This is a genomic window from Paenibacillus germinis (genome assembly GCF_013141785.1).
In the GTDB taxonomy this organism is placed as follows: Bacteria; Bacillota; Bacilli; order Paenibacillales; family NBRC-103111; genus Paenibacillus_E; species Paenibacillus_E phytorum.
The window spans coordinates 22313-49111 of sequence record NZ_WHOC01000167.1; the positions used below are offsets into that span (position 1 = coordinate 22313).

22 protein-coding genes are annotated in these 26799 nt (G+C 46.3%); 8 read left to right on the forward strand and 14 right to left on the reverse strand.

Annotation, left to right across the window (positions count from 1 at the left end):
- Window positions 1-473 precede the first annotated feature (473 nt).
- The 3 genes from GC102_RS32355 (at window position 474) to GC102_RS32365 (ending at window position 3698) form a co-directional block, all read left to right on the forward strand.
- Window positions 474-1385 carry a hypothetical protein gene (locus tag GC102_RS32355; RefSeq protein ID WP_312883434.1) on the forward strand — a complete coding sequence of 304 codons (912 nt, stop codon included), beginning with the start codon at window positions 474-476 and terminating at the stop codon, window positions 1383-1385.
- A 141-nt stretch (window positions 1386-1526) separates the two neighbouring features.
- Window positions 1527-2681, forward strand: a complete 1155-nt coding sequence (locus GC102_RS32360; RefSeq protein WP_171693143.1) for an MBOAT family O-acyltransferase — start codon at window positions 1527-1529, stop codon at window positions 2679-2681.
- 48 nt (window positions 2682-2729) lie between these two features.
- Complete coding sequence (locus GC102_RS32365) at window positions 2730-3698, forward strand: sugar phosphate isomerase/epimerase family protein (protein WP_171693144.1); 969 nt, start codon at window positions 2730-2732, stop codon at window positions 3696-3698.
- Window positions 3699-3881: 183 nt separating this feature from the next.
- Here the strand turns inward: GC102_RS32365 and GC102_RS32370 are convergent, their stop codons facing one another.
- The 4 genes from GC102_RS32370 to uvrB form a co-directional block, all read right to left on the reverse strand.
- Entirely contained in the window at window positions 3882-4082 is a 201-nt protein-coding gene (locus tag GC102_RS32370; protein ID WP_171640028.1) for a hypothetical protein, read from the reverse strand.
- 390 nt (window positions 4083-4472) lie between these two features.
- Window positions 4473-4631, reverse strand: a complete 159-nt coding sequence (locus GC102_RS32375) for a hypothetical protein (protein ID WP_156410880.1) — start codon at window positions 4629-4631, stop codon at window positions 4473-4475.
- Between the two features lie 272 nt (window positions 4632-4903).
- Window positions 4904-7786: an excinuclease ABC subunit UvrA gene (gene uvrA, locus GC102_RS32380; RefSeq protein WP_171693145.1), complete on the reverse strand. Its 2883-nt coding sequence runs from the start codon at window positions 7784-7786 to the stop codon at window positions 4904-4906.
- A 37-nt stretch (window positions 7787-7823) separates the two neighbouring features.
- On the reverse strand, window positions 7824-9821 hold the full coding sequence (uvrB, locus tag GC102_RS32385) for an excinuclease ABC subunit UvrB (protein ID WP_171693146.1): 1998 nt from the start codon (window positions 9819-9821) through the stop codon (window positions 7824-7826).
- A gap of 339 nt (window positions 9822-10160) precedes the next feature.
- Between uvrB and GC102_RS32390 the strand changes: the two genes are divergently transcribed.
- Window positions 10161-10955 (forward strand): flagellar motor protein, encoded by a 795-nt coding sequence (locus GC102_RS32390; RefSeq protein ID WP_171693147.1) that lies wholly within the window; start codon window positions 10161-10163, stop codon window positions 10953-10955.
- Complete coding sequence (locus GC102_RS32395; RefSeq protein ID WP_171693148.1) at window positions 10939-11754, forward strand: OmpA/MotB family protein; 816 nt, start codon at window positions 10939-10941, stop codon at window positions 11752-11754. The genes GC102_RS32390 and GC102_RS32395 overlap by 17 nt, the downstream gene beginning before the upstream one ends.
- A 51-nt stretch (window positions 11755-11805) precedes the next feature.
- Here GC102_RS32395 and GC102_RS32400 read toward each other — a convergent pair whose 3' ends face one another.
- The 6 genes from GC102_RS32400 to GC102_RS32425 form a co-directional block, all read right to left on the reverse strand.
- Window positions 11806-13089 (reverse strand): PDZ domain-containing protein, encoded by a 1284-nt coding sequence (locus tag GC102_RS32400; RefSeq protein WP_171693149.1) that lies wholly within the window; start codon window positions 13087-13089, stop codon window positions 11806-11808.
- A 123-nt stretch (window positions 13090-13212) separates the two neighbouring features.
- Window positions 13213-14676: a S41 family peptidase gene (locus GC102_RS32405; protein ID WP_171640120.1), complete on the reverse strand. Its 1464-nt coding sequence runs from the start codon at window positions 14674-14676 to the stop codon at window positions 13213-13215.
- A 91-nt stretch (window positions 14677-14767) separates the two neighbouring features.
- Window positions 14768-15958 (reverse strand): murein hydrolase activator EnvC family protein, encoded by a 1191-nt coding sequence (locus GC102_RS32410; RefSeq protein ID WP_171693150.1) that lies wholly within the window; start codon window positions 15956-15958, stop codon window positions 14768-14770.
- Window positions 15959-16236: 278 nt separating this feature from the next.
- On the reverse strand, window positions 16237-17154 hold the full coding sequence (ftsX, locus tag GC102_RS32415; protein WP_171693151.1) for a permease-like cell division protein FtsX: 918 nt from the start codon (window positions 17152-17154) through the stop codon (window positions 16237-16239).
- Window positions 17144-17830 (reverse strand): cell division ATP-binding protein FtsE, encoded by a 687-nt coding sequence (gene ftsE / locus GC102_RS32420; RefSeq protein WP_047682153.1) that lies wholly within the window; start codon window positions 17828-17830, stop codon window positions 17144-17146. The genes ftsX and ftsE overlap by 11 nt, the downstream gene beginning before the upstream one ends.
- A gap of 269 nt (window positions 17831-18099) precedes the next feature.
- Window positions 18100-18291, reverse strand: coding sequence for a substrate-binding domain-containing protein (locus GC102_RS32425; protein WP_171693152.1), 192 nt, complete (start codon window positions 18289-18291; stop codon window positions 18100-18102).
- Window positions 18292-18531: 240 nt separating this feature from the next.
- Between GC102_RS32425 and GC102_RS32430 the strand changes: the two genes are divergently transcribed.
- The 3 genes from GC102_RS32430 (at window position 18532) to GC102_RS32440 (ending at window position 21690) form a co-directional block, all read left to right on the forward strand.
- Window positions 18532-19974: a VanW family protein gene (locus GC102_RS32430; protein ID WP_171693153.1), complete on the forward strand. Its 1443-nt coding sequence runs from the start codon at window positions 18532-18534 to the stop codon at window positions 19972-19974.
- A 120-nt stretch (window positions 19975-20094) separates the two neighbouring features.
- The gene (locus tag GC102_RS32435) at window positions 20095-20799 is read left to right on the forward strand and encodes an HAAS signaling domain-containing protein (protein WP_171693154.1); all 705 of its coding nucleotides are present in this window, start codon (window positions 20095-20097) and stop codon (window positions 20797-20799) included.
- A gap of 3 nt (window positions 20800-20802) precedes the next feature.
- Window positions 20803-21690 carry a DUF4097 family beta strand repeat-containing protein gene (locus GC102_RS32440; RefSeq protein ID WP_171693155.1) on the forward strand — a complete coding sequence of 296 codons (888 nt, stop codon included), beginning with the start codon at window positions 20803-20805 and terminating at the stop codon, window positions 21688-21690.
- A gap of 49 nt (window positions 21691-21739) precedes the next feature.
- Here GC102_RS32440 and argH read toward each other — a convergent pair whose 3' ends face one another.
- The 4 genes from argH to argD all read right to left on the reverse strand — a co-directional run bounded on the left by argH (window position 21740) and on the right by argD (window position 26782).
- Window positions 21740-23155, reverse strand: a complete 1416-nt coding sequence (gene argH, locus GC102_RS32445) for an argininosuccinate lyase (protein ID WP_171693156.1) — start codon at window positions 23153-23155, stop codon at window positions 21740-21742.
- 161 nt (window positions 23156-23316) lie between these two features.
- Window positions 23317-24555: an argininosuccinate synthase gene (locus tag GC102_RS32450; protein WP_057303277.1), complete on the reverse strand. Its 1239-nt coding sequence runs from the start codon at window positions 24553-24555 to the stop codon at window positions 23317-23319.
- A gap of 39 nt (window positions 24556-24594) precedes the next feature.
- Window positions 24595-25554 carry an ornithine carbamoyltransferase gene (gene argF, locus GC102_RS32455; protein ID WP_171640056.1) on the reverse strand — a complete coding sequence of 320 codons (960 nt, stop codon included), beginning with the start codon at window positions 25552-25554 and terminating at the stop codon, window positions 24595-24597.
- Between the two features lie 31 nt (window positions 25555-25585).
- Complete coding sequence (gene argD, locus GC102_RS32460) at window positions 25586-26782, reverse strand: acetylornithine transaminase (protein WP_171693157.1); 1197 nt, start codon at window positions 26780-26782, stop codon at window positions 25586-25588.
- Window positions 26783-26799 lie beyond the last annotated feature (17 nt).

Genomic DNA, 26799 nt, shown 5'->3' on the forward strand with positions numbered 1-26799 from the left:
GATCATTGTTGAGTGAATCCCTACAAGTGATTCCTCGGCCGTCTAAGTTGTATTTTGTGCAACAATATCTCGATAAAATGGTCTTTACCAGCAGCAAAGTTGCATTTCGTACAACAATTCTGGTCCATAAACGACTAATATGATGAAAATCTCTCTGAATTGTTGTATTTTATACAACAATTTGCCAATATGCTGATGGAATTAAAATTATTGTTGCACAAAATGCAACTTCATTAGTTGGGTGAATTGAGCTTGTTGGATTCATCGGATATGCGGAGGGCGTATATTCATTGAACTCGTCCAGTACATTAAGCAACCAGCATATTTACACCAAAGTAACATCACATGGCCCACACGCCGACATTAGCTGTACGATATACAGTTCCTTGTCAGCTGTGGGCTAACTAATGCTTCATGCGTTCTCTATGGCAAGCCAAACGTTATGAAGCGTCCATCCTATACAAAGATAATGAGTGATACCGTTGAAAGTAGCTGCATTTCTCAAAAAAAATAGCTTCGTACTCGGCCTGCTGCTGGCAATCGTCGTCTCCGACCTGCTCATTTCCTGGTGGAACCCGATGGTTAGCTCGCGCCGTTTTTACAAAAACGACTTTACCAAAACGCTCTACCATCATGGCTGGTCCCAATCGGGTCCGGTTTTCTTCGGTAATTCGTCCGTTACGGGTGCGTATATCGAAGAGAAATCCGAAGCCCATTTGGTTGAGATGGGACTTTCCTACGGAAAGCTAACTGATCTGAAAGCCATCCTATCGAATAACCTTTACCAGGTAAAAGATGAGCTTGTGATTGGCATCGATGTTCACACCATGCTGGACTCACTTGAAACCGATCCAACCTACCAATGGTTCAAACCCTGGTATCAGCCTTATATTTACACCTATCGAGACTATTTCCGGGATTCTGGTGAAGAGTTTGCTCGTAATTTGCGCAAAGGCAGCCTAGCCTACGAGCCCCGCTGGATTGATAAAGAGCTGTACCCCGGTCGCAAAGACGATGCATTCCTAAAGACGAAATGGACCGATTATGACAAACGCTTCGGTTCCATGACACTAAAGGATTTTCAGGCAAATTTGGATGCTCTGCAGTGGGTTATCCAGTATGCGAATAAGCATCAACTTCCTCTGCGTGTGATTTGGATGCCGTGGAACAAAGGCTATGCGGATCCGCCTTATGTCGCCTCCTTGATGCAAGAGGCAAACCGTCAGCTGCAAGCTGCGAATGTGCCTACGCTGGATTTGCTGCACAAATACGATCCACGCTATTTCCATGACCTTGTCCACTTGAACCGCGAAGAGGGCGCGCCGATATTTACGAAGGAGGTTGACACATGGTTAAAATCCTTAGGAAAACCATCGAAGTCCTAATCTACCTCGTGATGCTGTATTTAGTTTTCATCTATTTTACCGGCAAGGGCTTGTTTATCTACGAGAAATTCTAGTATTTCTTAACTTCTAGATGTCTAAGTTGAGACCGATCAAGCTTTCGAAGCGAGGAGTTCTATAGCTATGTTTTATATGCACATGAACGCAATTATCGCTATGATTGGCATGGTTGCCGTTCTGATGCTCACCCGCAAGTGGGCTAATAACAAACGCATTCTGATGATTATTTTCAGCCTCTGCTTCCTGCTGCTGTTCAGCCAGAAGCTGCTCATTTTCTATGCTGCTTTTACGGTCATTAATTATGCTGGCTTTGTTTATCTATGCCGAACGACGCTGTGGCGTAAAGCAACCTTTATTTTCGCGATTGCTGCTAATGTTGTCGGTGTATTTCTGGGTGTCCGGCTTTTCGTCATGGACATTTTTCACAATCCATTGTTCGATGCTATCATCTATTTAGGCCTCATTTATAACGTTCTTAAAGTGATCGATGCTTATTATTTTGCTTATTTCTTCGGTAAAGAAGGCCAAGTTCCAGCCATTGATTACGCGAATTACCTGCTATTCATTCCAACTTTTACATCGGGACCGATTTTAAAATTCCGTGATTTCATGGCCGATAGTAAAAAGCCTTACAACGTAGACGCTGCACTCTTCGAAGACAGTGTGAAACGAATCATTTTAGGATTGTTTAAGAAAATTGTTGTGGTCACCTGGATGACCAGCGTTTTCGATCAAGTGCTGAAGCAGGATTTGCACACCCATCAGTCGTTATTTTTATTGATCTGGTTCTATGCACTCATTTATTTTGATTTCTCCGGTTATTCCGATATGGCGATCGGCTTTGGGCGATTGATGGGCTATACGATGCCTGAGAACTTTAAGCGTCCACTCTTCTCGCCTTCTATGACGCAGTTTTGGCGGAATTGGCACGCGACGTTGGGCGATTTTTTCCGTGATCATATCTTCATGTTCTTCTCTCGTACCGCTCCATCCCGCTGGGTAGCCTCCAGCTTGTCCGTTCTGATTATGGTCTTGATTGGTCTGTGGCATGGCTTTACATGGCTTTATTTCTTCTACGGACTCTATCATGGGATCATTCTTGCCATCGAAAATATATTTAAAATCACTACGGTTAATAAAAAGAAAGTATCCAAAACCTATTTCTACTTCCGTTGTTTCATGACACAAGCGTTAGTTACGTTCTCGGTTATTATCTACAGTTCCAATTATGAGACGGTACTTCGGATCTATAAAGGCTTGCTTCATTTTACTGGATGATAGTGGTATAATTTGTGTGGTTGTTTACCATTTATGGAGGTGTACCTAATGAAGTTAGGCGTTTTTATGGTTCTGTTCGGTGGAAAACCTTTCGAGGAAGCGTTGGATTACATTGCTGCGAAAGGCTTAGAAGCTGTTGAAATTGGTACAGGGGGCTATCCCGGTACAGCGCACTGCAACCCAAGCGAACTCCTCGCAGACGCAGGGAAATTAAAAGCATTCAAACATGCGGTAGAATCCCGCGGTTTGACAATCAGCGCACTTAGCGCCCACGGTAACCCGCTGCACCCGCAAAAACACATTGCTAAAGAGTTTCACGATGCTATCATACAAACGATTGATCTTGCTGAACGCCTAGAGGTACCTGTGGTTAACACGTTCTCTGGCTGTCCTGGCGACCATGAAGATGCGAAGTATCCGAACTGGCCGGTAGCGCCTTGGCCGAACGATTTCCAAGAGATTCTGGACTGGCAGTGGGGGAACAAAATTATTCCTTACTGGACAGAGACAGGCAAGTACGCTTCCGACCGCAATATTAAAATCGGACTAGAGCTTCATGGTGGTTTCTCCGTACATACGCCAGCAACTCTCCTTCGTCTGCGCGAAGCAGCCGGTGAAGCAATCGGAGCGAATCTTGACCCGAGTCACATGTGGTGGCAAGGTATCGATCCTGTTCAAGCGGTTCAAATTCTTGGCCGTGCCGGAGCGATTCACCATTTCCACGCCAAAGATACATCCCTTGATGTTAACAATGTGAACCGTTATGGTGTAACTGACATGCAATCCTATGCTAACATGCTTGACCGCGCTTGGCAGTTCCGTTCCGTTGGCTATGGTCACGATATGAAAGTTTGGGCTGACATTATTAGCGCTCTGCGCCTTGTTGGTTATGACTATGTCGTGAGCATCGAGCACGAAGACGGTTTGATGTCCGTTGAAGAAGGATTCTCCAAAGCAGTGCAAAATCTGCAACAAGTGCTCATCAAGGAACCTCTTGGTGAAATGTGGTGGGTATAAGCATTCGCTCAAGGATAAACGACTCCGTCGTCCTTCTGGGACGAGCGCGTTTGTCAAGGTAGATGCGAAGCAAAAGTATAAAACTTGTACTTTCTTATCTACTTACATAAAACAAAAAAGCCCGCAGGCGCCGTTGATCTTACGATCTTGGTCCTGTGGGCTTTTATCTTGTTTTGCTCGGAATTACCAGCCTCTGATCATAACGACATCCATGAAGGCGAATACGAACAAGGCAACCCCCGCAAACCCTAAGGCAAACAAATTTCTTCTAGGGTTGATCAGCTCTCTGATGAAACCAATGGCGATGACCACCGTGAAGATCAAAACATAAATATCAAAGCTTGTATACGTACTTGTTGTTGCTGCTGCTTCCGCTAATAACATGGTGAAACCTCCTTATAGTAACTCGGTGCAAGGCACACGTCCTGCTATTTTAATTCTATGTTAGCTTGATTGGGCACTAGATGCAAGTGATTACACTGATGTGTAACAAGTTTGTCACCTTTTGCATGGCTTGACCACACTTGACCACATCACAAGGCCGTGATTGGATGGGTTCATCGGAGGCCGTACATCAAATCAATGATTGCTTCTTGATGAATCGGGATTTCTCAAACCTGCCTTGTAAGTATAAAATGTCCATCTTTTCGAGTATTTATAACTCTGGGCATGCTAAGATTCAATGCTTACCTTTACACACAAGCTACAAAAAAATAAACCCGAAATCCCTATCAGGGACTCTACGGGTTCTATGTTTACATAGATTTGCACTTCTTAAACGACTAGTCCGTACACGGGGTCGAATTCTTTATGCTCCTCGATGTATGCGTTTTGTAGTTTTTCTGCTAATTCTTTTTCCTGCCAAGCTAAGAATCGAAAAGGATCAATACCTAAAGCAGAAACAATCTCTTGTAACTCTAACGTCGGTTTCATAACAAGCCTCCATAAAGTAGATAGATTAGACTGCTTATATCCTCGATCATGGATAGTTAGTAAGAGGGATATTTTTCGTATGCAACTTATAACCTAATTATAGGTCTATTCTCCCTCATTGTGATAGAGGGTTAAATTGTCGAAGCTTGTATCATTCAATTAAGTCTTAACAAAATTCAAGGTATGTTCGTCGGAATTGTGACAAAAGAACAAAATAAGCTTGGCATCATGATCTCTTGTATCGTGAGCCAAGCTTATTCGGGTAACTTTTACTAGCCGACTGATTCTTCTAACACTTCGAGACGCTTTGCGTAGTTCTCAGAGCGCTCCCGATCCCGTTCAAGGATCGGTTTCAAGTACTGGCCGGTGTAGGATCCGGCCACCTTCACGACATCCTCCGGCGTACCGGCAGCCACGATCAGTCCTCCGCGGGTACCACCCTCGGGGCCTAGATCGATGACGTGGTCCGCCGTCTTGATCACATCGAGGTTATGCTCGATGACAAGCACCGTTTCACCGTTCTCGACGAGACGGTGAAGCACCTTCAGCAGACGATCGATATCGTGGATGTGGAGCCCCGTAGTGGGCTCATCCAAGATGTAGATCGTCTTGCCTGTGCTGCGGCGGTACAGCTCCGCCGCGAGCTTCACACGCTGGGCTTCGCCGCCGGACAGCGTGGTCGCTGGCTGGCCGAGGGTCATGTAGCCCAGCCCCACATCCAGAAGTGTCGTCAGCTTACGATGAATACGCGGCAAGTTCTTGAAGAACTCGCAGCCGTCCTCAATCGTCATCTCTAACACTTCGGAAATGCTCTTGCCTTTGTACTTCACTTCCATCGTCTCGCGGTTGTACCGCTTGCCTTTACAGACTTCACATGGCACGTACACGTCCGGTAAGAAGTGCATCTCGATCTTGATGATGCCGTCTCCACGACAAGCCTCACAGCGGCCGCCCTTCACGTTAAAGCTGAAGCGACCCTTCTTGTAACCGCGAACCTTGGCTTCGTTCGTATTCGCATAAACATCACGGATATCGTCGAACACACCGGTATACGTCGCTGGATTCGAGCGTGGCGTACGACCAATCGGTGATTGGTCAATATCGATGACTTTATCAATGTGTTCAAGGCCCACAATTTCCTTGTGCTCACCAGGACGCACCTTAGCTCCGTTTAAATCACGCGACAAGGTTTTGAACAAAATCTCGTTAATCAACGTACTTTTGCCTGAACCGGATACCCCTGTTACACAGGTGAACACACCGAGTGGCACTTTAGCCGAGACGTTGCGCAAGTTATTTTCTTTGGCGCCTTTGACCTCGATCCATTTCCCATTCGGCTTGCGTCGCGCTGCTGGAATAGGAATGAAACGTTTGCCGCTAAGGTATTGTCCTGTAAGAGAGTTATCGTCTTTCATCAACTCTTTAGGTGTACCTTGCGCAATGACTTGTCCGCCATGAATACCGGCACCAGGACCGATATCGATAATGTAATCTGCAGCCATCATCGTGTCTTCATCATGTTCCACGACGATTAATGTGTTACCAAGATCACGCATATGTTCGAGCGTCTGAATCAGACGCGTATTATCTCTCTGATGCAGTCCAATGCTGGGCTCATCCAAAATATAAAGGACACCCATCAAACTAGAACCGATCTGAGTAGCCAAGCGTATCCGCTGTGCTTCTCCACCCGATAACGTACCTGCGGCACGATGCATCGTTAAGTAATCAAGACCTACGTTGACTAGGAACCCTAGGCGAGATCTGATTTCTTTGAGAATCAAATTGGAAATCGTCAACTCTCGTTCATTCAAGTCCAGCCCTTTGAACCATTCCTCAGCATCACCAATCGAAAGCGAAGTTGCATGAGCAATGTTTTTGCCATTGATCGTCACAGCCAACGTTTCGGGCTTCAGACGCTGTCCTTTGCACTTCGGACAAGGCTTCGTGCTCATATACGTCTGAATGTGCTCCCTAATCCCCTCAGAGAACGTATCTTTGAATCGGCGTTCTAAGTTGCGAATGATACCCTCGAAAGGAACTAACGCTTCCTTGCTCGCACCCATATCATTCTCGTAGCGGAAGCGAATCTTCTCCCCGCCTGTTCCATAGAGGATAACCTTCATCTGATCACTGTTTATCTCAGAAACAGGTACATTGCGCGGAATGGAATAGTGTTCACAAACTGCCGCAAGAAACTGCGGATAATAGTTGGAAGTGCTGCCGGCCCAAGCTTCGAACGCTCCCTCTTCAATCGTTAGCTTCGCATCAGGAACAAGTAAATCAGGATCAACGATCATCTGACTACCTAGTCCGTCACAGTCGGGACAAGCACCGAATGGACTGTTAAACGAAAACATTCTCGGCGCTAATTCCTCAACGCTGAAGCCGCACTCCGGACAAGCTAAGTTCTGGCTAAAGAGCAACTCTTCTTTGTCGATGATATCGACAATTACCCGGCCATTTGCCAACTTGAGCGCTGTCTCCAGGGAATCTGCAAGACGAGTTTGAACATCCTCTTTGATCACGATACGGTCAACAACGACCTCAATCGTGTGCTTTTTATTTTTGTCGAGTTCTATCTTCTCAGCAAGATCGACCGTTTCACCATTGACACGAACCCTAACGAATCCCTGCTTTTGAATATCAGCAAGCAGCTTTGTATGTTCGCCTTTGCGTCCTGAAATAAGGGGAGCTAGAATCTGGAGCTTCGTTCGTTCTGGATACTCCATAATGCGATCCACCATTTGTTCCACGGTTTGCGATGTAATCTCAATGCCATGGGTCGGACAATGCGGACGTCCAATTCGAGCATATAGTAAGCGCAAATAGTCGTAAATCTCCGTTACGGTCCCAACTGTGGAACGCGGATTACGGCTTGTTGTCTTCTGATCAATGGAAATAGCCGGTGATAGACCTTCAATCGAATCTACATCCGGCTTATCCATTTGCCCTAGAAATTGTCTGGCATAGGCAGATAGAGATTCAACGTATCTGCGCTGCCCCTCCGCATAAATCGTATCAAAGGCAAGCGACGATTTCCCTGATCCACTTAAGCCGGTGAGAACAACAAACTTATCACGTGGAATCGTGACATCGATATTTTTCAGATTATGAGCTCTCGCTCCTTTAATGACGATTTGATCTCTAGACACAGTACCCTTCCTCTCCTATGTGAAGCTGAAGCCCCTTCTAGGCGTCAGCTTTCATTTCCATAATAGCATCACGCAGCTGCGCGGCTCGTTCGAACTGTAGGTTCTTCGCAGCCTCTTTCATTTCGCCTTCCAAACGCTCGATCAGCGATGCGCGATCCTTCTTCGACATTTTCGCACCCTTCACATCGGCCAGATAATCCGCTTTCTGTTCAGCCACCTTCGTAGCTTCAATGACATCGCGAATTTTCTTGGCAATCGTCTGTGGTGTGATCCCCAGCTTCTCATTATGCGCTTCTTGCAGACCTCGACGGCGACTCGTCTCATAGATCGCTTTCTGCATGGAATCTGTTATTTTATCTCCATACATAATGACACGACCATCTGAATTCCTCGCCGCACGGCCGATCGTTTGAATCAGCGATCGTTCTGAACGCAAGAACCCTTCTTTGTCCGCATCTAGAATAGCGACTAGCGAAACCTCAGGTAAATCAAGCCCTTCCCTAAGGAGGTTAATCCCCACAAGAACATGGAAGGTCCCCAACCGCAAATCACGTAAAATCTGCATACGCTCAAATGTCTTGATATCCGAGTGCAAGTACCGAACCTTAATACCTATTTCCTTAAAGTAATCAGTTAAATCCTCCGACATCTTTTTCGTTAAGGTCGTAACGAGCACCCGCTCATCTTTACGAATTCGATCATGAATTTCGGCGATTAAATCATCGATCTGACCCTTGGTTGGTCTTACTTCAATAATCGGATCCAATAACCCTGTAGGACGAATAATTTGCTGCGTCATTACTGGACAATGTTCCAACTCATAAGGTCCAGGTGTTGCTGATATATATAAAATTTGGCTGACTTTCTCCTCAAACTCCTCAAAGCGTAGAGGACGGTTATCAAGTGCAGATGGCAAACGGAAACCGTGGTCAACCAATACTTCTTTTCTCGCCCTATCCCCATTATACATCGCGCGAATCTGTGGCAAACTCACATGAGATTCATCGACCATGAAGAGCATATCGTCTGGGAAATAATCCAAAAGCGTATAAGGCGTAGCCCCCCGCTCGCGGAAGGTCAACGGTCCTGAGTAATTCTCAATACCATTGCAGAAACCCATCTCTTGCATCATTTCCATATCATAGCGCGTCCGTTGTTCCAGTCTCTGTGCTTCGAGCAGCTTCCCTTGCTCTTTTAGCTCGGCAAGACGTTCCTCAAGCTCACGCTCAATATTCACGAGCGCGCGCTTCATCGTATCTTCGTGCGTCACAAAGTGAGACGCCGGGAAGATAGCGATATGATCGCGCTCGCCGATTATCTCGCCGGTGAGCACATTGATTTCCGTAATCTTTTCAATCTCATCACCAAACAACTCAACTCTCACCGCTTGTTCGCCATGCGACGCTGGAAAAATCTCAACGACATCTCCGCGCACGCGAAACGTCCCGCGGACAAAATTCAAATCATTACGCTGATATTGAATATCCACGAGCTTGTGTAAAATCTCATTGCGCGATTTCTCCATACCTACACGTAAAGAAAGCAGCATATTGCCATATTCAATTGGCGAACCCAAGCCGTAAATACACGACACGCTCGCTACAACAATAACGTCACGGCGTTCAAATAATGAGCTTGTCGCTGAGTGGCGAAGCTTATCAATCTCTTCATTGATGCTGGAATCTTTCTCGATGTAAGTGTCAGAGGAGGCAATGTAGGCTTCTGGTTGGTAGTAATCATAGTAACTAACGAAGTAGGAGACGGCATTATGAGGGAAAAATTCTTTAAATTCACTGCACAACTGTGCGGCTAACGTTTTATTATGCGCAATAATCAGGGTAGGACGGTTCAACTTGGCAATGACTTGCGCCGCTGTGAACGTTTTTCCCGTCCCCGTCGCACCTAAGAGCGTCTGATGCTTATTACCCGCTTGTATACTTTGAACAATTTCCTCAATCGCTTTAGGCTGATCGCCTTGCGGAGAAAAATCGGATACAAGCTCAAACTTCTTGGAGCTAATTTCCAGTTCACTCATCAATAATCACCTACACTTATAGTGGTTGTTTAAAAAGTTCACTTTTTTAAACCTACATTTTATCGAAATAAATCGAACTTTTATCCTATTAACTTTCCTAATGCTATTTCCGATATAGAAGTTTATGGAACTTATTCGCACAAATATGAAGGAATCTCTAAAATCATCCATCATAAGAATGTTTGTTCTGGTTTTTCCATTATACCCTTTTTGAATCATGGATGCAAACGGCAATATCTGTTACGGCCTGTATAAATTTTATGGAGAGCGGCTCCAACGATTTTATCTGGTTGCTTTATGGTTCCTATTCTTTTTATGCTAATTAGGAGTGGTACAGTCATGGATTTGACAACAGTTTTAGGATTAGTATTGGGTCTTGTAGGTTTAGTCGGCGGGTACATGTGGGATGGCGGTCATATTAGTTCATTGATCATCCCGAGTGCCATGCTAATCGTTTTCGGCGGAACCTTAGGTGCAGTAGCCATCAGTTTCCCGCTCTCTATTTTAGCCAAAATCCCAAAAGCTCTAGGCATTGCCTTCAAAGAAGTAAAAAGAGATCCGGGAGCAACGATTGATGAACTTGTGGAAATGGCTTCGATCGCTCGTAGAGAAGGTGTACTAGCCCTAGAGCAACGCGCACAGGAGCATACAAATCCGTTCCTGAAAGATGGTCTGCTTATGGTGGTTGATGGAACTGATCCCGAGCTGACCAGACAAATTCTAGAGCTTGAGATGGACGCCATTGAGCACCAGGTTAATAATATGTCAAAAGTGTTCGAAGCCGGAGGCGGATATGCACCAACCATGGGAATTATCGGTACCGTTATGGGGCTCATTCACGTACTCGGTAATCTCGACGACCCCTCCAGTCTCGGACCTGCCATTGCTGTTGCTTTCACAGCTACCTTATACGGTGTTATGAGCGCCAACTTGGTCTATCTTCCGATTGCTAATAAAATTAAGGTTCGCGGCAAAGAAATGGTTTCCGAAATGGAACTGATGTTAGAAGGAATTCTTGCCCTTCAAGCCGGTGAGAATCCACAATTAATTAAGAAAAAACTGAATTCCTTCCTCCACGATAAACCAACGAAGAAAGTCGTAGAGGAGGATGTCGATAATGGCACGGAGAGGTAAGAAGCACGAGGAACATGTCAATCATGAGAGATGGCTCATTACTTACGCTGATTTAATCACCCTTCTGCTCGTTTTCTTCATTATTATGTATGCAATGAGTAAAGTCGATGTTCAAAAGTATTCCGTTCTGGCCCAAGCCTTAAACATGCAATTCCAGAAAGCCGACTCGGTTTTGGATAAAGGCTTTGGCGTAAGTGGTCAAATGACCCCTAAGCAAGGCGATGCCCAGACACCGCAGAACCAGAACCAGAGCCAAGTTGACAATAAAGAAGAGAAAGATAAAACAAAGCCTGAAGAAAATGAAAAAGAGAAGCGCGAAAAGGAACTTCAAGATCTTTTAAAACAAGTCCAAGCTTATATTAAGGATCAAAATCTGGAGGCACAAGTGTCCGCTAGCGATACAGAACGCGGTGTGGCAATCACCCTTAATGACTTATTCCTATTCGACCTAGGAAAAGCTGATCTGAAAGCGGCCTCCTTTCCTATTCTACAGAAGCTTGCTTCACTCATCCCTACGCTGAACAGCAAGGTTAGCATTGAAGGGCACACCGATAACTTACCGCTGGCTACAGGTTCTCCTTTCAAAGACAACTGGGGATTATCATTCGCCCGTTCCCTATCGGTGCTTCGCTATTTTAGCTATACGGCCAAGCTGGATAACAATAAATTTATTGCTACCGCCTATGCCGATACGATGCCAAAAGTAGCTAACACCAGCGATGAGAACCGCAGCAAAAATCGCCGCGTCGAAATCATTGTACTGCGTGATGGACTTTCTCCTACAACAACGGTTAAATAAGCAAAAGACCCTTCCTCTTTCAAACGAGAGGATAGGGTCTTTTTTTTAAAATCACATAGATTTCGTCGAATCATTGGATAACAAGCCGGTCAATTTACTTCGCAAATAGGAAAACAGATGCAGGGGTCTTTGCTCTAGGAAGTACAGAGCATCCTGATCCGGAGCTAAAATAATTCCTAGTTGATGATGATCGCCAGAGTAAATCGCTCGCTGCAAGAAACGCACCTCACCCTGCTCATTCAGCACCTCCAGCCTGCAGAAGGCGGAATTCAGCCTCATGGCAACGTGCAGATCGGTTTTCGTCTTGATTTTGTGACCGTTCACCTTATGAATGAGTTCGCCAGTTTGAATACCTAGCTCGTGGGCAGGACTGTTTGGCACTACTGACAACACCATAAGCCCTTGCTGTGAGTGAACGTAGAACGGCACCAGCTTATCTTCTACCCATTGGTTATACCGAATCAATCCTTCATGTAAAGCAATGCTTAATACGGCTCCTACAAGTAGAATCGGCGGCCAGAAATGAGCGGCAATCGCTGTAACTAATAGGATGACGCCATATAAGTAGAGCAAGCTTGCACTGAAACGGGCTTGTTTGCGGGGAAGCTTCGATATCGTAAGCTCCGTAAAGCCAATCATTGCCGGGAAGGCAAGAAGCGTCCACCCTGTTGCGAGGTTCGAACCGAACAGCGTTTCCCATGGAAGACCTTGTATACTTCCCCCTGTCATAGGAACGAGCAAGAACAAGGGAACAGGCCAGAAGCCTTGCAGCTGTTGCCCGCCGATAATTTGCCCTCGTCTTCCTTCTAGGAACAGCGGTGTTGCCATGCGTGCCCCTTGAAAACCGACGAGCGTCCCTTCTAGAAGATGAAGTACGGCGACAATGACCAGCAAGGAAGGAATATCCGCGCCAACTACAATGTCCAGAACAGGTACCGCCTCCTGGAGGCTGGCTGCATTCGGTATCCACGAAAGAATCACTTGCGCGATTCCCAAAATACCTACCGCATAAGCCAAACACAAGAATCTAACACGCATCATAACTAGGATAATCGATAGGACCCATAACAGAATTACCGTGTTCGCTTCGATATTAACACCTACGAAGAGCATAAGTACGGAGGCACTGATACCGCCTAACCAACCCCAGAGTACGGTTCGCCATGTCTCATTCAATAAAGAATGCAAGCGCGTGTGAAACAGCTTACGCTCCATCTGGATCTGCTTCCGATAATGCAGCACGATAAATAGAATACCTATATAGTAAAAAGGATTCGCAAACAACTGCCCTACAGCCTGCAGCAGTCTGTCCAAGAGTTGAATCAATACATCCATACGAATCTGGGCTCCTTGATGAAAAAGAAATAGGAAGGCAGCCGTAGCAACCTTCCTACACTAATTCGACTATTAGAGCTTATCTCCTGCCCATCTTGACGAATTTCCATTATCTGATCCTTATTATTTCCCGATTTGCTTTTGAATTTGCCCAATTGCTGCCTTCAACTGCAAATCGTTCTTCGGCTCACGGATTTGCGCCAAAATTGATTTTTCGATTTTAGCCGCTGTTTCCGTGTCTACCTCGCCAGTCATTGGTAAACCGTTAGTCCTTTGGAAAGCTTTAACAGCTGTAACTGTCTTATCATTGAAATAACCGTCCGAACGCTCTGGGTTAAAACCAAGACCTGTCAGCATAAGCTGTAGATTCTTCACATCATCGCTTGTCATATCCTGTTTAAGCACACTTTTCTTAGACAGCGGAGCTGCTTTGAAATAACCTGGCTGCTCAACTGGGATATCCGGTTGGATCCCCGTTTTGTGAATCCAGTTGCCGTTAGGCGTTAACCATTTGTACACCGTCATTTTAATATTGCTGCCGTCGCCCATTTCCTTCTCGAAAGTAACCTGAACGGTTCCTTTCCCGTAGGAAGTTTCGCCAATAATCTTGCTGCCAACCGCTTCTTGGAAGGCTCCTGCCAATATCTCCGAAGCACTCGCACTCCCCTTGTTCACAAGAACAGTAACCGGATAGTTCTTGCCTGAACCCGTTGAAGGTGTCGGCTCCCGCTTCCCATCCCGATTCTCGACCTGGACGATCGGTTTGCCGCTCTTGACGAAAGGATTCACGATGTCTACGACCACGTTCAACAGACCGCCCGGGTCATTACGCACGTCGATAACTAGTCCTTTCATCCCTTTGGCTTCAAGGCTTTTCAACTCTTCGGCAAAACGGACGGCTGTATTCGAGGAGAATTGGCGAATCTCAATCTTCCCGATTTGGTCCTGCAGCATCTCGCCATAAACCGTTTCAACGTCAATATTATCCCTGACCACGATGACTTGCACCGGATCACCGGCACCTTGACGAAGTAAGTCCAGCTTCGCCTGCGTCCCTTTAGGGCCGCGGATTTTCATGACTGCTTGGTTGAGTGTAAGCCCGTCCAACTTCTCTCCGTTGACCGAGACAATCACGTCTTTGGATTGAATACCCGCTTTCTCAGCAGGAGAGCCCTTGATTGGAGAAACGATAACGAATTTACCTTCCTCAATCGAAACCTCTGCCCCTATGCCTTGAAAAGAGGACGTAATACTCTCATCGAACTGCTTCGCTTCTTTCTGATCCATATACACGGTAAATGGATCTTCCAGAGATTCCAGCATGCCATTGATTGCTCCGTTGACCAGCTTATCATGATCCGGCTGCTTCAAATACTTGCTCTCGATCAATTGAAACGTTGTAGAGATTTTGCTCAAATCCTTACTCGATAGCCCGGATGAAGAGGCAGTGGATGCGGCTGTACTGCCCGCTGGCTGCTCTTTCCGCCCCCAAGAAAAGGATGAATCCACAATCGTCAGTGTCACGATACTGCTTGCAAACATAGCTAACAAAACAAATACTATGACCGTGCGTCCTTTGAATTGCAAAGCGCGTTTCACCACCTTTTTCCTAAAACCCATTTGGGTTCGCCTGTTTGTAGTATATGACAAGCTATTCCCGTTTTATAACCAAGTTCCCCTATCGTAAGAATGGTTTAGGATCGGTTGGAACTTCATTCTTCCTAACTTCAAAATGCAAATGGTTCCCTGTCGATTGACCTGTCGAGCCAACACCGGCAATCTTCTGTCCGCGTTTCACCAAATCGCCAACTTTGACATAGATCCCATCATTCATAATATGTCCATATACCGTCCATAACCCATTCCCATGATCCACGATGACGCAATTCCCGTAGCCGTTCATCCATGATGCATAGATGACTGAGCCGTTCTCAGCTGCGAGAATGCCCGTTCCCTTGGGTGCTCCCAAATCAATCCCTTTATGGCTCTCAGATCTGCCTGTAACCGGATTGATTCTATTCGTGAAATCAGATGTAAGCGGCGCTTGAGCAGCCAAAGGGTAACCCAGTTTCCCACCGGAATAAGTGAAAGGCGACTTCGCTTTACTAGCTGCACGTTTCTTCGCCTGTAAATCAGCCTCTTGCTTCGCTAATTGTGTAATCTGTTTATCGCTTTCTTCAGAAATATCCTCTAGCACCCTCTCTTGCTTCGTAAGAGAAGCAATCTTAACTTCCTTGGCCTTCTCCTTCGCTTGGAGATCGTCCCTAAGGGCGTCGGCATCAGCATAAAGCGCCTTAACCTTCTCAAGCTGTTCCTCTGTATCTATCTTCTTCTGGGCAACCGTTTCTTTATCTTTCTTATTTGCCACTAGTATCTCTTTATCTTGATTAACAATAGATTTCAAAGCTTCAATACGGTTCAAAAAATCAGAAAAACTGGTCGCGCTAAGCAGCACATCCATGTAGGAAACAAAACCGTTCATATACATCAAGCGCACTCGGGATTTCAGCATTTGATCGCGAGTCTCCACACGCGCTTCCGCTTCATCCAATTGTTTAGCGTTATCTGCTAATGTATCCGACACTTGGTCGATTTCTTCATTCAACTTCGTGAGCTTCTTACTAGCTTCATTCACCTGATTGACAAGTGTGTTCATATCCTTGGTCGCCTGGTCCTTCTCCGTATGAACCTTCGTGATTTGATTCTGCGCGTCATTCGCCTTCTGCTGCGCTTCCGCCTTCATCTTCTTGAGCTGAGTCAACTGCTGATCGATCTTTTCCGTTGTTGAAGCGGCATACCCCGCATAAGGAACCGCCAATGAAGCCGCAATCCCAAGAGTCAACACCACAGGTAGAATCTTCTTCTTCAAGCACGTAGCCTCCCTATCGTCAAAACCTGGCACTTCTTGAATCTTTTATACTTTGAATCTCTTAAATTCTTAATCTATGAATCTTTGAAAATGAAAAAAATAAATAAATGCTTTTAAAGCCGGCTTTCAGAACCGAGAAGGTTGGACGAAAATGGGAGTAGGAGGAACGGAGTGTAGCAAGCTACATGAGTACCGGACTACCCCATTTTCGTTCAAGATTCGATGCCGAGTATGCTTCCAGAAATACATCGTTATCAAAGTCGGCTTTAAAAGCCTCCTTAAACCCTGAGGAATTTGCGGACTGAGATTAGGGATCCCCAGATGCCTATTACCATACCAATACCTAACAACAAAGTCGTCATCGTAGGAGCAATCTCCCCGAAAGGTGTTAATTCAACCATAAGCAGATTCAAGTTCAGTGAACTCGTGTTAAGCAGCTTCCAGTACCCACCTAGAATAATAGCTGTCGGGATCACAGAGCCGATGAATCCGAGTAGAGCACCTTCTATAAAGAACGGCCAACGAATAAAGGAATTCGTCGCACCCACCAGTTTCATAATTGATATTTCTTTGCGTCTGGCCAAAATCGTAATTTTGATCGTATTCGCGATCAGGAACACAGCGGTAAATGAAAGTAAAATAACGATACCAATCCCGACCCAACGAACAATTTGTGTCACCTTAAATAGAGCTTCAACCGTACCTTTGCCATAATTCACCTTGTAGATAGGCTTTGGATCTTTGCCGATGTTGAGCGCGCTGATTTGATCAGCAACGACTGCCACATTGCGTGGGTCATCGACTTCGATGGTGAACGCATCGTTTAGCGGGTTGTTTTCCCCTTCAAATCCATCTAACAAAGCTTTACCGCTCTCACCAAGCTTTTGCCTTAAATAAACAAGGCCCTCTTCTTTCGAAACAAACTTAATGGTTTTTACCTCATGAATAGCTTGAATTTGAGATTCGAGCGCATTAATCTGATCCTGCGAAGTGTTAACCTCTAGATACACATTAATCTCAACCTGTTTCTCAATCTGACCTGCAATATCATTCACATTAAGTGTAATAAGGACAAAAATACCTAAAATAAATAACGAAATGGCAATCGAACTAATCGACGCGAACGTCATCCAACCATTCCGAACGACATTCTTCGTACCTTCTCGCAAATGACGAGAAATTGTACTAATCTTCATAGCCGTATTCCCCCCGTACCTGGTCACGAGCAATGAGTCCATGCTCAATCGCAATGACTCGTTTACGCATCGTATTTACGATTTCTTTGTTATGCGTAGCCATGACTATGGTGGTTCCCCGGAAGTTAATTTCCTCCATCAATTTCATGATTCCCCAGGAGGTCTCAGGGTCGAGATTTCCTGTCGGTTCATCGGCGATAATGACAGCTGGGTTGTTAATTATTGCCCGGGCAATCGCTACCCGCTGCTGCTCGCCTCCAGAAAGCTGAGAGGGCAGCGAATTCGCTTTATCCTTCAACTTAACAAGCTCGAGCACTTCCATGGTGCGTTTCTTAATCTGCTTCTTAGGTGCCTCGATAACTTCCATAGCGAAAGCCACATTTTCAAAAATATTAAGCTTAGGAAGCAGTCGATAATCCTGGAAAATAACGCCGATATTTCGACGCACGTAAGGAATCTTACGCTGTTTCAGCTTTTCCAAATTAAAACCATTCACGAAGATTTGACCCTTAGTAGGCCGCTCTTCTCTATACATCAACTTCATAAATGTAGATTTACCTGCGCCGGAAGGTCCAACAACGTAAACGAACTCATTGCTGTCCACTTTTACATTAATTCCTCGCAATGCATGAGTGCCGTTGGAGTACGTTTTCCATACGTCCTGCATTTCGATCACAATATCACATCCTAATATATGGATCTTTGCGTAGCAAAGTCTCTCTGCTGTTGGATCTTTGAGTTTACTCAAAGTCTCTCTGCTTGTAAAGATAGCTTTTAACCATTCGACACAATTGCTGAAATTCCTTCTAAAATAGCTTTGAAAATCCTGTTGAATACCGTCATTATATCATTTTCTTAGTGAATATGAGAAATCCAACGCTAGTAATGTCGAACAAGAAAACTATAATATACGCAAAAACCGCCCTACAAAGGACGGTCATGTCATTAATTTTGTTTATTTTTAGGCGCGGCTACACTAGACCGGACGAGAAGTTCCGTTGGAAGCACCAATTGTTTGGTTACTTGACGGCCCTCAAGCATGTCAATAATCATCTGGGCAGATTGATAACCGATTTCATACGGATTTTGGCTAACGGTTGTTAAAGCAGGAGAACAAACATCTGGACGCTGAGACATAAGCCTGTAGGTAGCGTCACGAGCGCCCTCATCCGAGAACCCCCCATCAGCCCTGCTTGTTTATGTATTCGGAAATAAATTTTTCATCCATTGGACCATGTCCGACGGTTTTTTTGTTCTCCTGGGCTGCTGGATAATCCCCTAGCAAGTACTAAAACCCCTTAGCTAACGATACATATAATAGTACAGGCATCCTTGTGCCTGAACCGCTTGTATCTGAGCGCAAAGGAGCCGCTGTACATGCCAAGCCAAATTAGAAAAGTTATCTTCTATACGTCTATCGTCTTAGGCATGCTAAGTGCGTTTAGCATTGCTCTATACGTCTATGGTTCTAAGCCTACACTCCCTGCAGATTTCACAGTTGCTGGCTGGCGGGTTGGAGGAATGCCCTATGATAAATTTCAACAAGAATACGAACAGCGCCTACAGCTGCTCTCATCTTATCCCGTTCAATTGCAATCCTCCCGATCGAACATTCCCAAAAAACAACTGTCGCTTGGACAACTAGGTGTTCAGTACCAAAAGGAAACCCTAGCTCGTTCGCTTGGGCAGCTATTCGGAGGCTCTCCGATAGAGCGTATAAAAGCTCGCTGGACCCTACGTCACGCGAATATACCGCTTGAGGTCACTGTCAATCAAGCTCAGCTAAACACCGTAGTCAAAGAAGCTTGGAAGGACCTCTATAGTCTTCAGCCTGTTGCCGCAAAACGCATCGTAACCAATGAAGATTTACTAGCTTTCGAGCCCGAACGCAAAGTGCTGAGAATTGATACGGCTCATTTGCTTGAACACTTGAAAGAAATTGCTCCATCCATAGGCTATATTCACAATGCCGCTCCAATCACACTATCCTTGCCTTTATATGAGCAGGGCCCCGCGGTAACGATGGAGTCATTGAAGCGTCAGGGCATCGATCGTAAAATCTCGGAATTTACGACCTCATTCCCCCCTTCGGGTGAAGGGAGAATTCACAATATACGCTCCACAGCAGCCTCTATTCAGGATTTGCTAATGGCACCGGGAGAGACGTTCGACTATAGCAAGATTATTGAACAAACTGAAGCCCAATTCGGCTATAAGGAAGCACCAGTCATCCTAAACGGCAAGCTCGTGCCAGGCATTGGAGGCGGCATTTGCCAAGTTTCTACAACGCTTTACAATGCTGTCTTGCGGAGTGGACTAGACATTGTTGAGCGGCGCAATCATTCACTCCCTGTTAGCTATGTTACGCTCGGCCAAGATGCAACTTTCGCCAGCGGCTATATTAATTTCAAATTCCGCAACAATACAGATGCCTATCTATTGATACGAACCATAACAACAGAACAAGCCGTCACCGTGAAGCTTTTCGGTCATATGTCGCCATCTATTACCTTTGACATCAATTCCAACATTGTAGAAACAATTCAACCACCGGTTAAATACATACAAAATTCAAGCCTGAAACCTGGCATTACACGCCCTATCAGTACCGGCAAGGTTGGCTACAAGGTAGAGACATATCGGATCAAAAGAGAAAATGGTACGATCGTCAGTAAAGAATTAATCTCGAAGGATCAGTATTCTCCAGTGCCTACTATCATCGCCGCCAACCGGAGTGACATCAAGTCTGAAGAAATGAATCCCTCAACGCCAGAGCAGCCCATCCTTGAAGATGGCGTGAAAGGACCGGTTAACCGGTAATATATAGAGGCTTCTGCCTCTTTTGCGAATAGGAAAGGTCATGTGACTGTAGTTACTAGGTCATTATGACTTTTTTCTATTATGATAGGAATATGAAATAGCACACAAGGAGGCTAGGCGATGAGCAAAATCGATTATTTCAAAGAATTAAACTATCGACTGCGTGGACTTCCCGAGAAGGAGCGCCAAAATATATTGTCTGTATATGAAGAATTGTTTCAGAAAGCCATTGAAAATGGCAAGCAAGAGGATGATGTAGCCCAGTCACTCGGCTATCCGCGAGTTCCTAACTGGGACGCTCAGAAGGAAACACCAAGTACTGGGCAAGAGCCTTCGAAAAGCACGCCTAGCGATGCGGTAGAGAAATCTTTTTCCAGACCTGAACCGACTGCTGCGCCTAAGCAAGCTCCTGAAACTAAGGGCTTTCCACCTTATACGCATCCACAGGGCACGAACCCTTATATGAATACCAATCCATACCCTTATCCTGTTAAACAGGAGTCGAGTATTAAGGCGATCATCGTAAGTATTATGCTTGGATTTTTTAACCTTATTTTCGTTGTTGGTCCTTGGTTCGGTATTCTCGCTACGTTAATTGCCCTATTTGTTTCGGGCTTTGCGCTCATCATCTCGCCAATCGTCGGCATTCTCGACAGTTATATGGGTACGGTCGGCAGCGATATGCAGTTCATTGGATTCGCAATGCTTGCTTGTTTCGGCTTGGGCATTATATTGACGACGCTAAGCACATGGTTGTTTAAAGTATTTTTCAAACTCAGCTGGATGTACATCCAATTTAATGCCAAATTGATTAAGGGGGCTTAAGCTATGAAACGTGGAGTCAAATTTTTCTTACTGCTCGGCTTTGCCTGCCTTGGGGTCGGCCTTATTGGAGCAGCTGTTTCTTTTAAAGCGGTTGATTGGAGCGCAGGTGTCACGAATATTGATATCGAAAAGAAGATTCCTGCCGCAAATATTGATACATTAATCATTCAAAATGACATCTCCGGGGTAACCTTTATCCCTAGTAACTCCGATGAAATTAAAGTGCATCTGGTAGGAACGATTAGCGAGCATAATGCTAATAATTGTACCGTTGAAGCTGCAACGGAAGGAAGCAATGTATGGCGTGTAGACGTCTGTACGCAGAAAAAATCACAAATTAATATCGGTTTCGATTTGAACGAATTGAAAAGAGTGATCGCTTACCAAGGGCTAGGCATCAAAACAGAAGTGACGCTTCCAGATAAATTGTACAAAGCGATCACGGTGTCTTCGGATACAGGACGCATCCACTTTAATGAAGTGAAAGCCGACAAACTCACAGCCAGCACGGACACAGGCGATATCACCATTGAACGTTATGAAGGTAAGCAGCTGAACCTTCAAACGGATACAGGTCATATCAACGTGGAGAATGGCCAAGGTGATGTAAAGATGAAAACAGATACAGGCAGCATTACAGCTAAACTGCACGATATCGGAGATTCCGTATCGCTAGAAACCGACACGGGTACGATTCGGCTTCAGCTCGATCCTGCTCCAAAGAATGCAAGCTTCGATCTGAACACCGACACAGGCAGTGTCAATCTGGAAGTACCTGGTGTAAATGTACAACGGACTGATCATCATTCCGCAAAGGGCACCATCGGTGATGGCAGCAAAAAAGTGACGGTACGAGCTGATACAGGGTTTATCTCCGTTACCGGTAGATAAGAAAAGCCTTCAATTCCATCGATTCGGATGGTATTGAAGGCTTTTTCTCTTATTTGCTTTTTTCTAAATAAACTTGCAACCACTCGTTCGACTGCGTCAGCACTTGCTCAGCACGAGCAATCGCCTCTGTCACTTGGTTGCTGGCCGTTCCGCCGTAGACGTTACGCGCGTTAACCACCTGTTCAGGCTGTAAAACTTGATAAATATCGGACTCGAAAAGACTAGAGAAGGTTTTGAACTCTTCGATGCTCATATCGAGCAGGTATTTTTGGTTTTGGATGCAGTACAGCACAGTTTTGCCAATCACTTCGTGCGCCTGACGGAAAGGCAATCCTTTGTTCACAAGGTAATCAGCGATATCCGTTGCGTTCGAGAAATCTTGATTCACAGCTTGTCTCATGCGATCCGAGTTTACTTTCATCGTTGCGACCATAGGAGCGAATAATTGAAGAGCGCCCTGAAGGGTACGAACCGTATCGAACATGCCTTCTTTATCTTCCTGCATGTCCTTATTGTAAGCCAGCGGCAGCGACTTGAGTACGGTCATCAAACCGAACAAGTTGCCGTAGACGCGGCCTGTTTTGCCGCGGACAAGCTCAGCCACGTCCGGGTTCTTCTTCTGCGGCATGATCGAGCTGCCGGTGCAGAACGCATCATCGAGTTCGATGAACGCGAACTCGGTCGAGGACCAGAGCACCATTTCCTCGCTGAAGCGAGAAAGGTGCATCATGATCATGGACGCGTTAGAGAGGAACTCGAGGATGAAATCGCGGTCGCTGACCGCATCCAGGGAGTTCTCGTACACGCGTCCGAACCCGAGCTGCTCCGCCACGAAATGGCGGTCGATCGGGAAGGTCGTGCCGGCGAGCGCGCCAGCGCCGAGCGGCAGCATGTCTACGCGCTTGTAGCTGTCCTGCAAGCGCTCAAGATCGCGCTGGAACATGCTGACGTAAGCCATCATGTGATGTGCGAACAGAATCGGCTGAGCACGCTGCAGATGGGTATACCCTGGGATAATCGTATCCAGATTATCCTTCGCTTTCTCAAGCAAAGCCTCTTGCAGCTTGATCAGCAGGCCTACGAACTCAACCACCCGCTTGCGCAGGTAAAGATGCATGTCCGTCGCCACTTGATCGTTACGGCTGCGGCCCGTATGAAGCTTGCCGCCGACAGGGCCGATCAAATCGATCAAGGTTTTCTCGATATTCATATGAATATCTTCATTCTGAATCGTGTATTCCAGCTCGCCGCGGCGAATCATGCCTTGCACAGCATGCAATCCATCCTTGATTTTCTCGACATCATCCGCAGGAAGAATGCCGCACTTGCCAAGCATCGTCACATGCGCCAAGCTGCCTTCAATATCTTCCTCAGCTAACTCTTTATCAAATGTAATCGATGCGGTATATTCTTCGACCATTTGGTCGGTTTTCTTCGTAAATCGTCCACCCCAAAGCTTAGACACCGTGCATGGCTCCTCTCGTATTAACACCTAATATAGGGATCTTTGAGCGGCGCTCAAAGTCTCTCTGCTGGACAGTCCTTATGGTCAGCCTTATTGACAAGCTTATGGACAACCCAAAGGCTTTCCACAAGGGAAAGCCAGCGGATCGTGCTGCTATATAATTACTTCTTTGCTTTTTGTTCTACGCCGGAGGATACTTTCAGACGAAGCGCGTTCAAGCGGATGAATCCAGTTGCATCGCCTTGGTCATATGCTTTCGTCGGATCTGCTTCCATTGTAGCAATTTCCGGATTGTACAAGGATACTGGACTTTTCACACCAGCGCCAATTACGTTGCCTTTGTACAATCTCAAGCGTACAGTACCTGTTACGTTCTTTTGGCTTTCTCCCACAAGCGCTTGAATCGCCAAACGCTCGGGTGCGAACCAGAAGCCATTATAAACTAGTGTTGCATATTTCGTAATGAGGGAATCACGAAGGTGCATGACATCGCGATCCATCGTCAGGGATTCCATTTTGCGGTGAGCGGTGAAAAGGATCGTACCGCCCGGAGTCTCGTACACGCCGCGGCTCTTCATACCGACGAAACGGTTCTCAACCATGTCCACGCGGCCAATACCGTGCTTGCCGCCGATTTCATTCAAGGTTTCCATGACTTGCAGTGGAGACAACTTATTGCCATTGATGGCTACGCAGTCACCTTTGTCGAACTCAAGCTCGATGTACTCCGCTTGATCCGGTGCATCTTCTGGAGCTACGCTCAGGACGTACATGCCTTTGTTTTCGTCAGATGCAGCATCGAACCAAGGATCTTCCAGCATGCCGCTCTCGAAAGAGATATGCAGCAAGTTACGATCCGTCGAATACGGCTTCGCCGCTGATGCAGTAACCGGAATGCCGTGTTTCTCGGCATACGCGATCATCTCAGCGCGACCTGGGAACTCTTCGCGGAACTGCTCAAGACGCCAAGGCGCGATAACGGACAGCTCAGGCGCCAACGCCGCTGCTGTCAGCTCAAAGCGCACTTGGTCATTCCCTTTGCCGGTTGCTCCGTGAGCAATCGCTGTTGCGCCTTCAGCGCGAGCGATCTCGACCATGCGCTTCGCGATCAAAGGACGAGCAATCGAAGTGCCGAGCAGGTATTGCCCTTCATACAAAGCACCCGCTTGAAACATCGGGTTGATGAAATCCTTCGCAAACTCTTCGCGCAAGTCGTCGATGTAGATCTTGGATGCGCCGGTTTGGAGCGCTTTTTCCTCCAGACCGTCCAGCTCATCCTTTTGCCCAATATCCGCTGTAAAAGCAATAATTTCGGCGTCGTAAGTCTCCTTGAGCCACTTCAAAATAACCGATGTATCCAATCCGCCGGAATAGGCGAGAACGATTTTTTCCTTAGCCATGTCTACTAATCTCTCCATTTCTATGTCTGTTACGAATTATTATATCATTGTCGCGGCCATAATAGCCTTTTGCGCATGAAGACGATTCTCTGCTTGGTCAAAAATGATCGAATTCGGGCCATCGATAACGCCCTCGCTCACTTCTTCCCCGCGGTGTGCAGGCAAGCAGTGCATGAACAAGTAGTCTTGCTTAGCATGCTTCACAAGCGCCTCGTTAATTTGGAAATTCTTGAAAGCAATCTCCCGCTCCTGCTGCTCCGCCTCAAAGCCCATGCTTGCCCAAACGTCCGTGTAGACGACGTCCGCATTTTCAATCGCTTCGCGTGGATCACGAGTAAGGAGGACACTGCCTCCGGTTTGCGCTGCGTTCTCTTTAGAAATCTGAATGACTTCCTTGTCGGGATCGTAGCCTTCCGGCGAGGCAATCGCGAAGTTCATCCCTAATTTACTTGCACCCATCATGAGAGAATGCACCATATTGTTGCCATCCCCGATGTAGGCGACTTTGAGACCTTTCAAACGGCCTTTTTTCTCCAAAACCGTCTGATAATCAGCCATAACCTGACAAGGATGAGCATAATCCGTCAATCCATTAATGACCGGTACTGTTGATCCGCGAGCAAGGTCAATCACTTTGCGGTGTTCATACGTACGAATCATGATGCCATCCAGGTAACGGGACAGTGTTTGTGCAGTATCCCAAACGGTTTCGCCGCGTCCAAGCTGCAGATCATTTTTGCTGAGGAAAAGAGCCTGACCTCCAAGTTGGTACATTCCTACTTCAAAGGAGACACGCGTACGCGTCGAGGATTTCTCAAAAATCATTCCCAGCGTCTTACCAGCCAACACAGCATGCGGCTCTCTAGCTTTCTGTTTGCGTTTAAGCTCAATCGCATAGTGAATCAAATATTCAATTTCTTCTGATGTATAATCAACTAAAGCAAGAAAATCCTTGCCCTTCAACTGGGCAGCCAGTTCTTCCTTTACAGCCATATTCATGTTATCCAACCTCTCTTAAACGGAACTTTTACTAAACGCTGCTGATGGTTGATGCCTTCTGGGAGAGGACACTGCACACCACGTCTAGGGCTTGATCTAAATCTTCTTGCGGTATAGTCAAAGCGGGCACCAAACGAATAACATTCGGCCCTGCCGGAATCACGAGTACACCTTGCTTATGAATTTCACTAATGATTTCACCTGCTGGCTGTGTGCATTCGATCCCGATGAGGAGACCAATGCCGCGAATATTGCTGATAAGCGGATTGCCTGCAAGCTTGCTCTCCAGCTTCTTCACTGTGTATGCGCCTAATTCCGCAGCGCGCTCTGGCAGTTTATTCGAGATAATCGTGTCCACAGCCGCATATCCTGCAGCCGTAGCTATCGGCGTTCCACCAAAAGTTGACCCGTGGCTTCCAGCGCTGAATGCTTCAGCCAAGAACGCTTTGCCTAACATAGCACCGATCGGAAACCCTCCACCGAGGCCTTTGGCCAACGTGAAAATATCCGGTTCCACCCCATAATGCTCATAGGCAAAAAGCTTACCTGTACGTCCTACGCCCGTCTGGATTTCATCCACGATCAGAAGCAGGTTCTCTTGCATGCAAAGCTCTGCAATTTGTTTCACGAACTCCGGATCAGCCGGCAGCACGCCGCCTTCCCCTTGCACCATCTCCAACATGATGGCACAAGTATGCTCATTTACAAGACTGCGGACAGCCTCGATATCGTTATAAGGCGCATAGACGAAGCCGCCAGGAAGCGGATGGAAGCCTTCCTTCACTTTATCTTGACCAGTAGCGGTTAATGTCGCCAGCGTGCGTCCGTGGAACGACATGTTGAACGTGATAATCTCGTACCGACCATTATTCAAAACCTTCTGGTTATAGCGACGTGCCAGCTTAATTGCAGCCTCATTCGCTTCCGCGCCAGTGGAACAGAAGAATACCGCGTCTGCACAGCTATTATCTGTGAGTAGGGTTGCCAGTTTCTCCTGATTCGGAATATGGAAAAGATTGCTCACATGCCATACTTGATCGAGCTGTTCAATCAACTTCTCCTTCACCGCTTGAGGCGCGTGCCCGAGGTTCGTTACCGCGATCCCGCTCATCAAGTCGATGTATTCCTTGCCTGTATCATCCCAAAGACGGCTGCCTTCCCCCTTCACTAGCGTGATTGGATATCTTGCATAGGTTGGAAATAGCGAGCTTTTTCCTGTTTCAGTCATGTACATTCCCTCCTTAA

Excerpts from the sequence above, each read along its gene's own strand:
- GC102_RS32360 (WP_171693143.1), top strand. The coding sequence starts at position 1,527 with ATGTTTTATATGCACATGAACGCAATTATCGCTATGATTGGCATGGTT.
- GC102_RS32365 (WP_171693144.1), top strand. The coding sequence starts at position 2,730 with ATGAAGTTAGGCGTTTTTATGGTTCTGTTCGGTGGAAAACCTTTCGAG.
- GC102_RS32370 (WP_171640028.1), bottom strand. The coding sequence starts at position 4,082 with ATGTTATTAGCGGAAGCAGCAGCAACAACAAGTACGTATACAAGCTTT.
- GC102_RS32375 (WP_156410880.1), bottom strand. The coding sequence starts at position 4,631 with ATGAAACCGACGTTAGAGTTACAAGAGATTGTTTCTGCTTTAGGTATT.
- uvrB (WP_171693146.1), bottom strand. The coding sequence starts at position 9,821 with ATGAGTGAACTGGAAATTAGCTCCAAGAAGTTTGAGCTTGTATCCGAT.
- GC102_RS32390 (WP_171693147.1), top strand. The coding sequence starts at position 10,161 with ATGGATTTGACAACAGTTTTAGGATTAGTATTGGGTCTTGTAGGTTTA.
- GC102_RS32395 (WP_171693148.1), top strand. The coding sequence starts at position 10,939 with ATGGCACGGAGAGGTAAGAAGCACGAGGAACATGTCAATCATGAGAGA.
- GC102_RS32400 (WP_171693149.1), bottom strand. The coding sequence starts at position 13,089 with ATGGATGTATTGATTCAACTCTTGGACAGACTGCTGCAGGCTGTAGGG.
- ftsX (WP_171693151.1), bottom strand. The coding sequence starts at position 17,154 with ATGAAGATTAGTACAATTTCTCGTCATTTGCGAGAAGGTACGAAGAAT.
- GC102_RS32425 (WP_171693152.1), bottom strand. The coding sequence starts at position 18,291 with ATGTCTCAGCGTCCAGATGTTTGTTCTCCTGCTTTAACAACCGTTAGC.
- GC102_RS32430 (WP_171693153.1), top strand. The coding sequence starts at position 18,532 with ATGCCAAGCCAAATTAGAAAAGTTATCTTCTATACGTCTATCGTCTTA.
- GC102_RS32435 (WP_171693154.1), top strand. The coding sequence starts at position 20,095 with ATGAGCAAAATCGATTATTTCAAAGAATTAAACTATCGACTGCGTGGA.
- GC102_RS32440 (WP_171693155.1), top strand. The coding sequence starts at position 20,803 with ATGAAACGTGGAGTCAAATTTTTCTTACTGCTCGGCTTTGCCTGCCTT.
- GC102_RS32450 (WP_057303277.1), bottom strand. The coding sequence starts at position 24,555 with ATGGCTAAGGAAAAAATCGTTCTCGCCTATTCCGGCGGATTGGATACA.
- argF (WP_171640056.1), bottom strand. The coding sequence starts at position 25,554 with ATGAATATGGCTGTAAAGGAAGAACTGGCTGCCCAGTTGAAGGGCAAG.
- argD (WP_171693157.1), bottom strand. The coding sequence starts at position 26,782 with ATGACTGAAACAGGAAAAAGCTCGCTATTTCCAACCTATGCAAGATAT.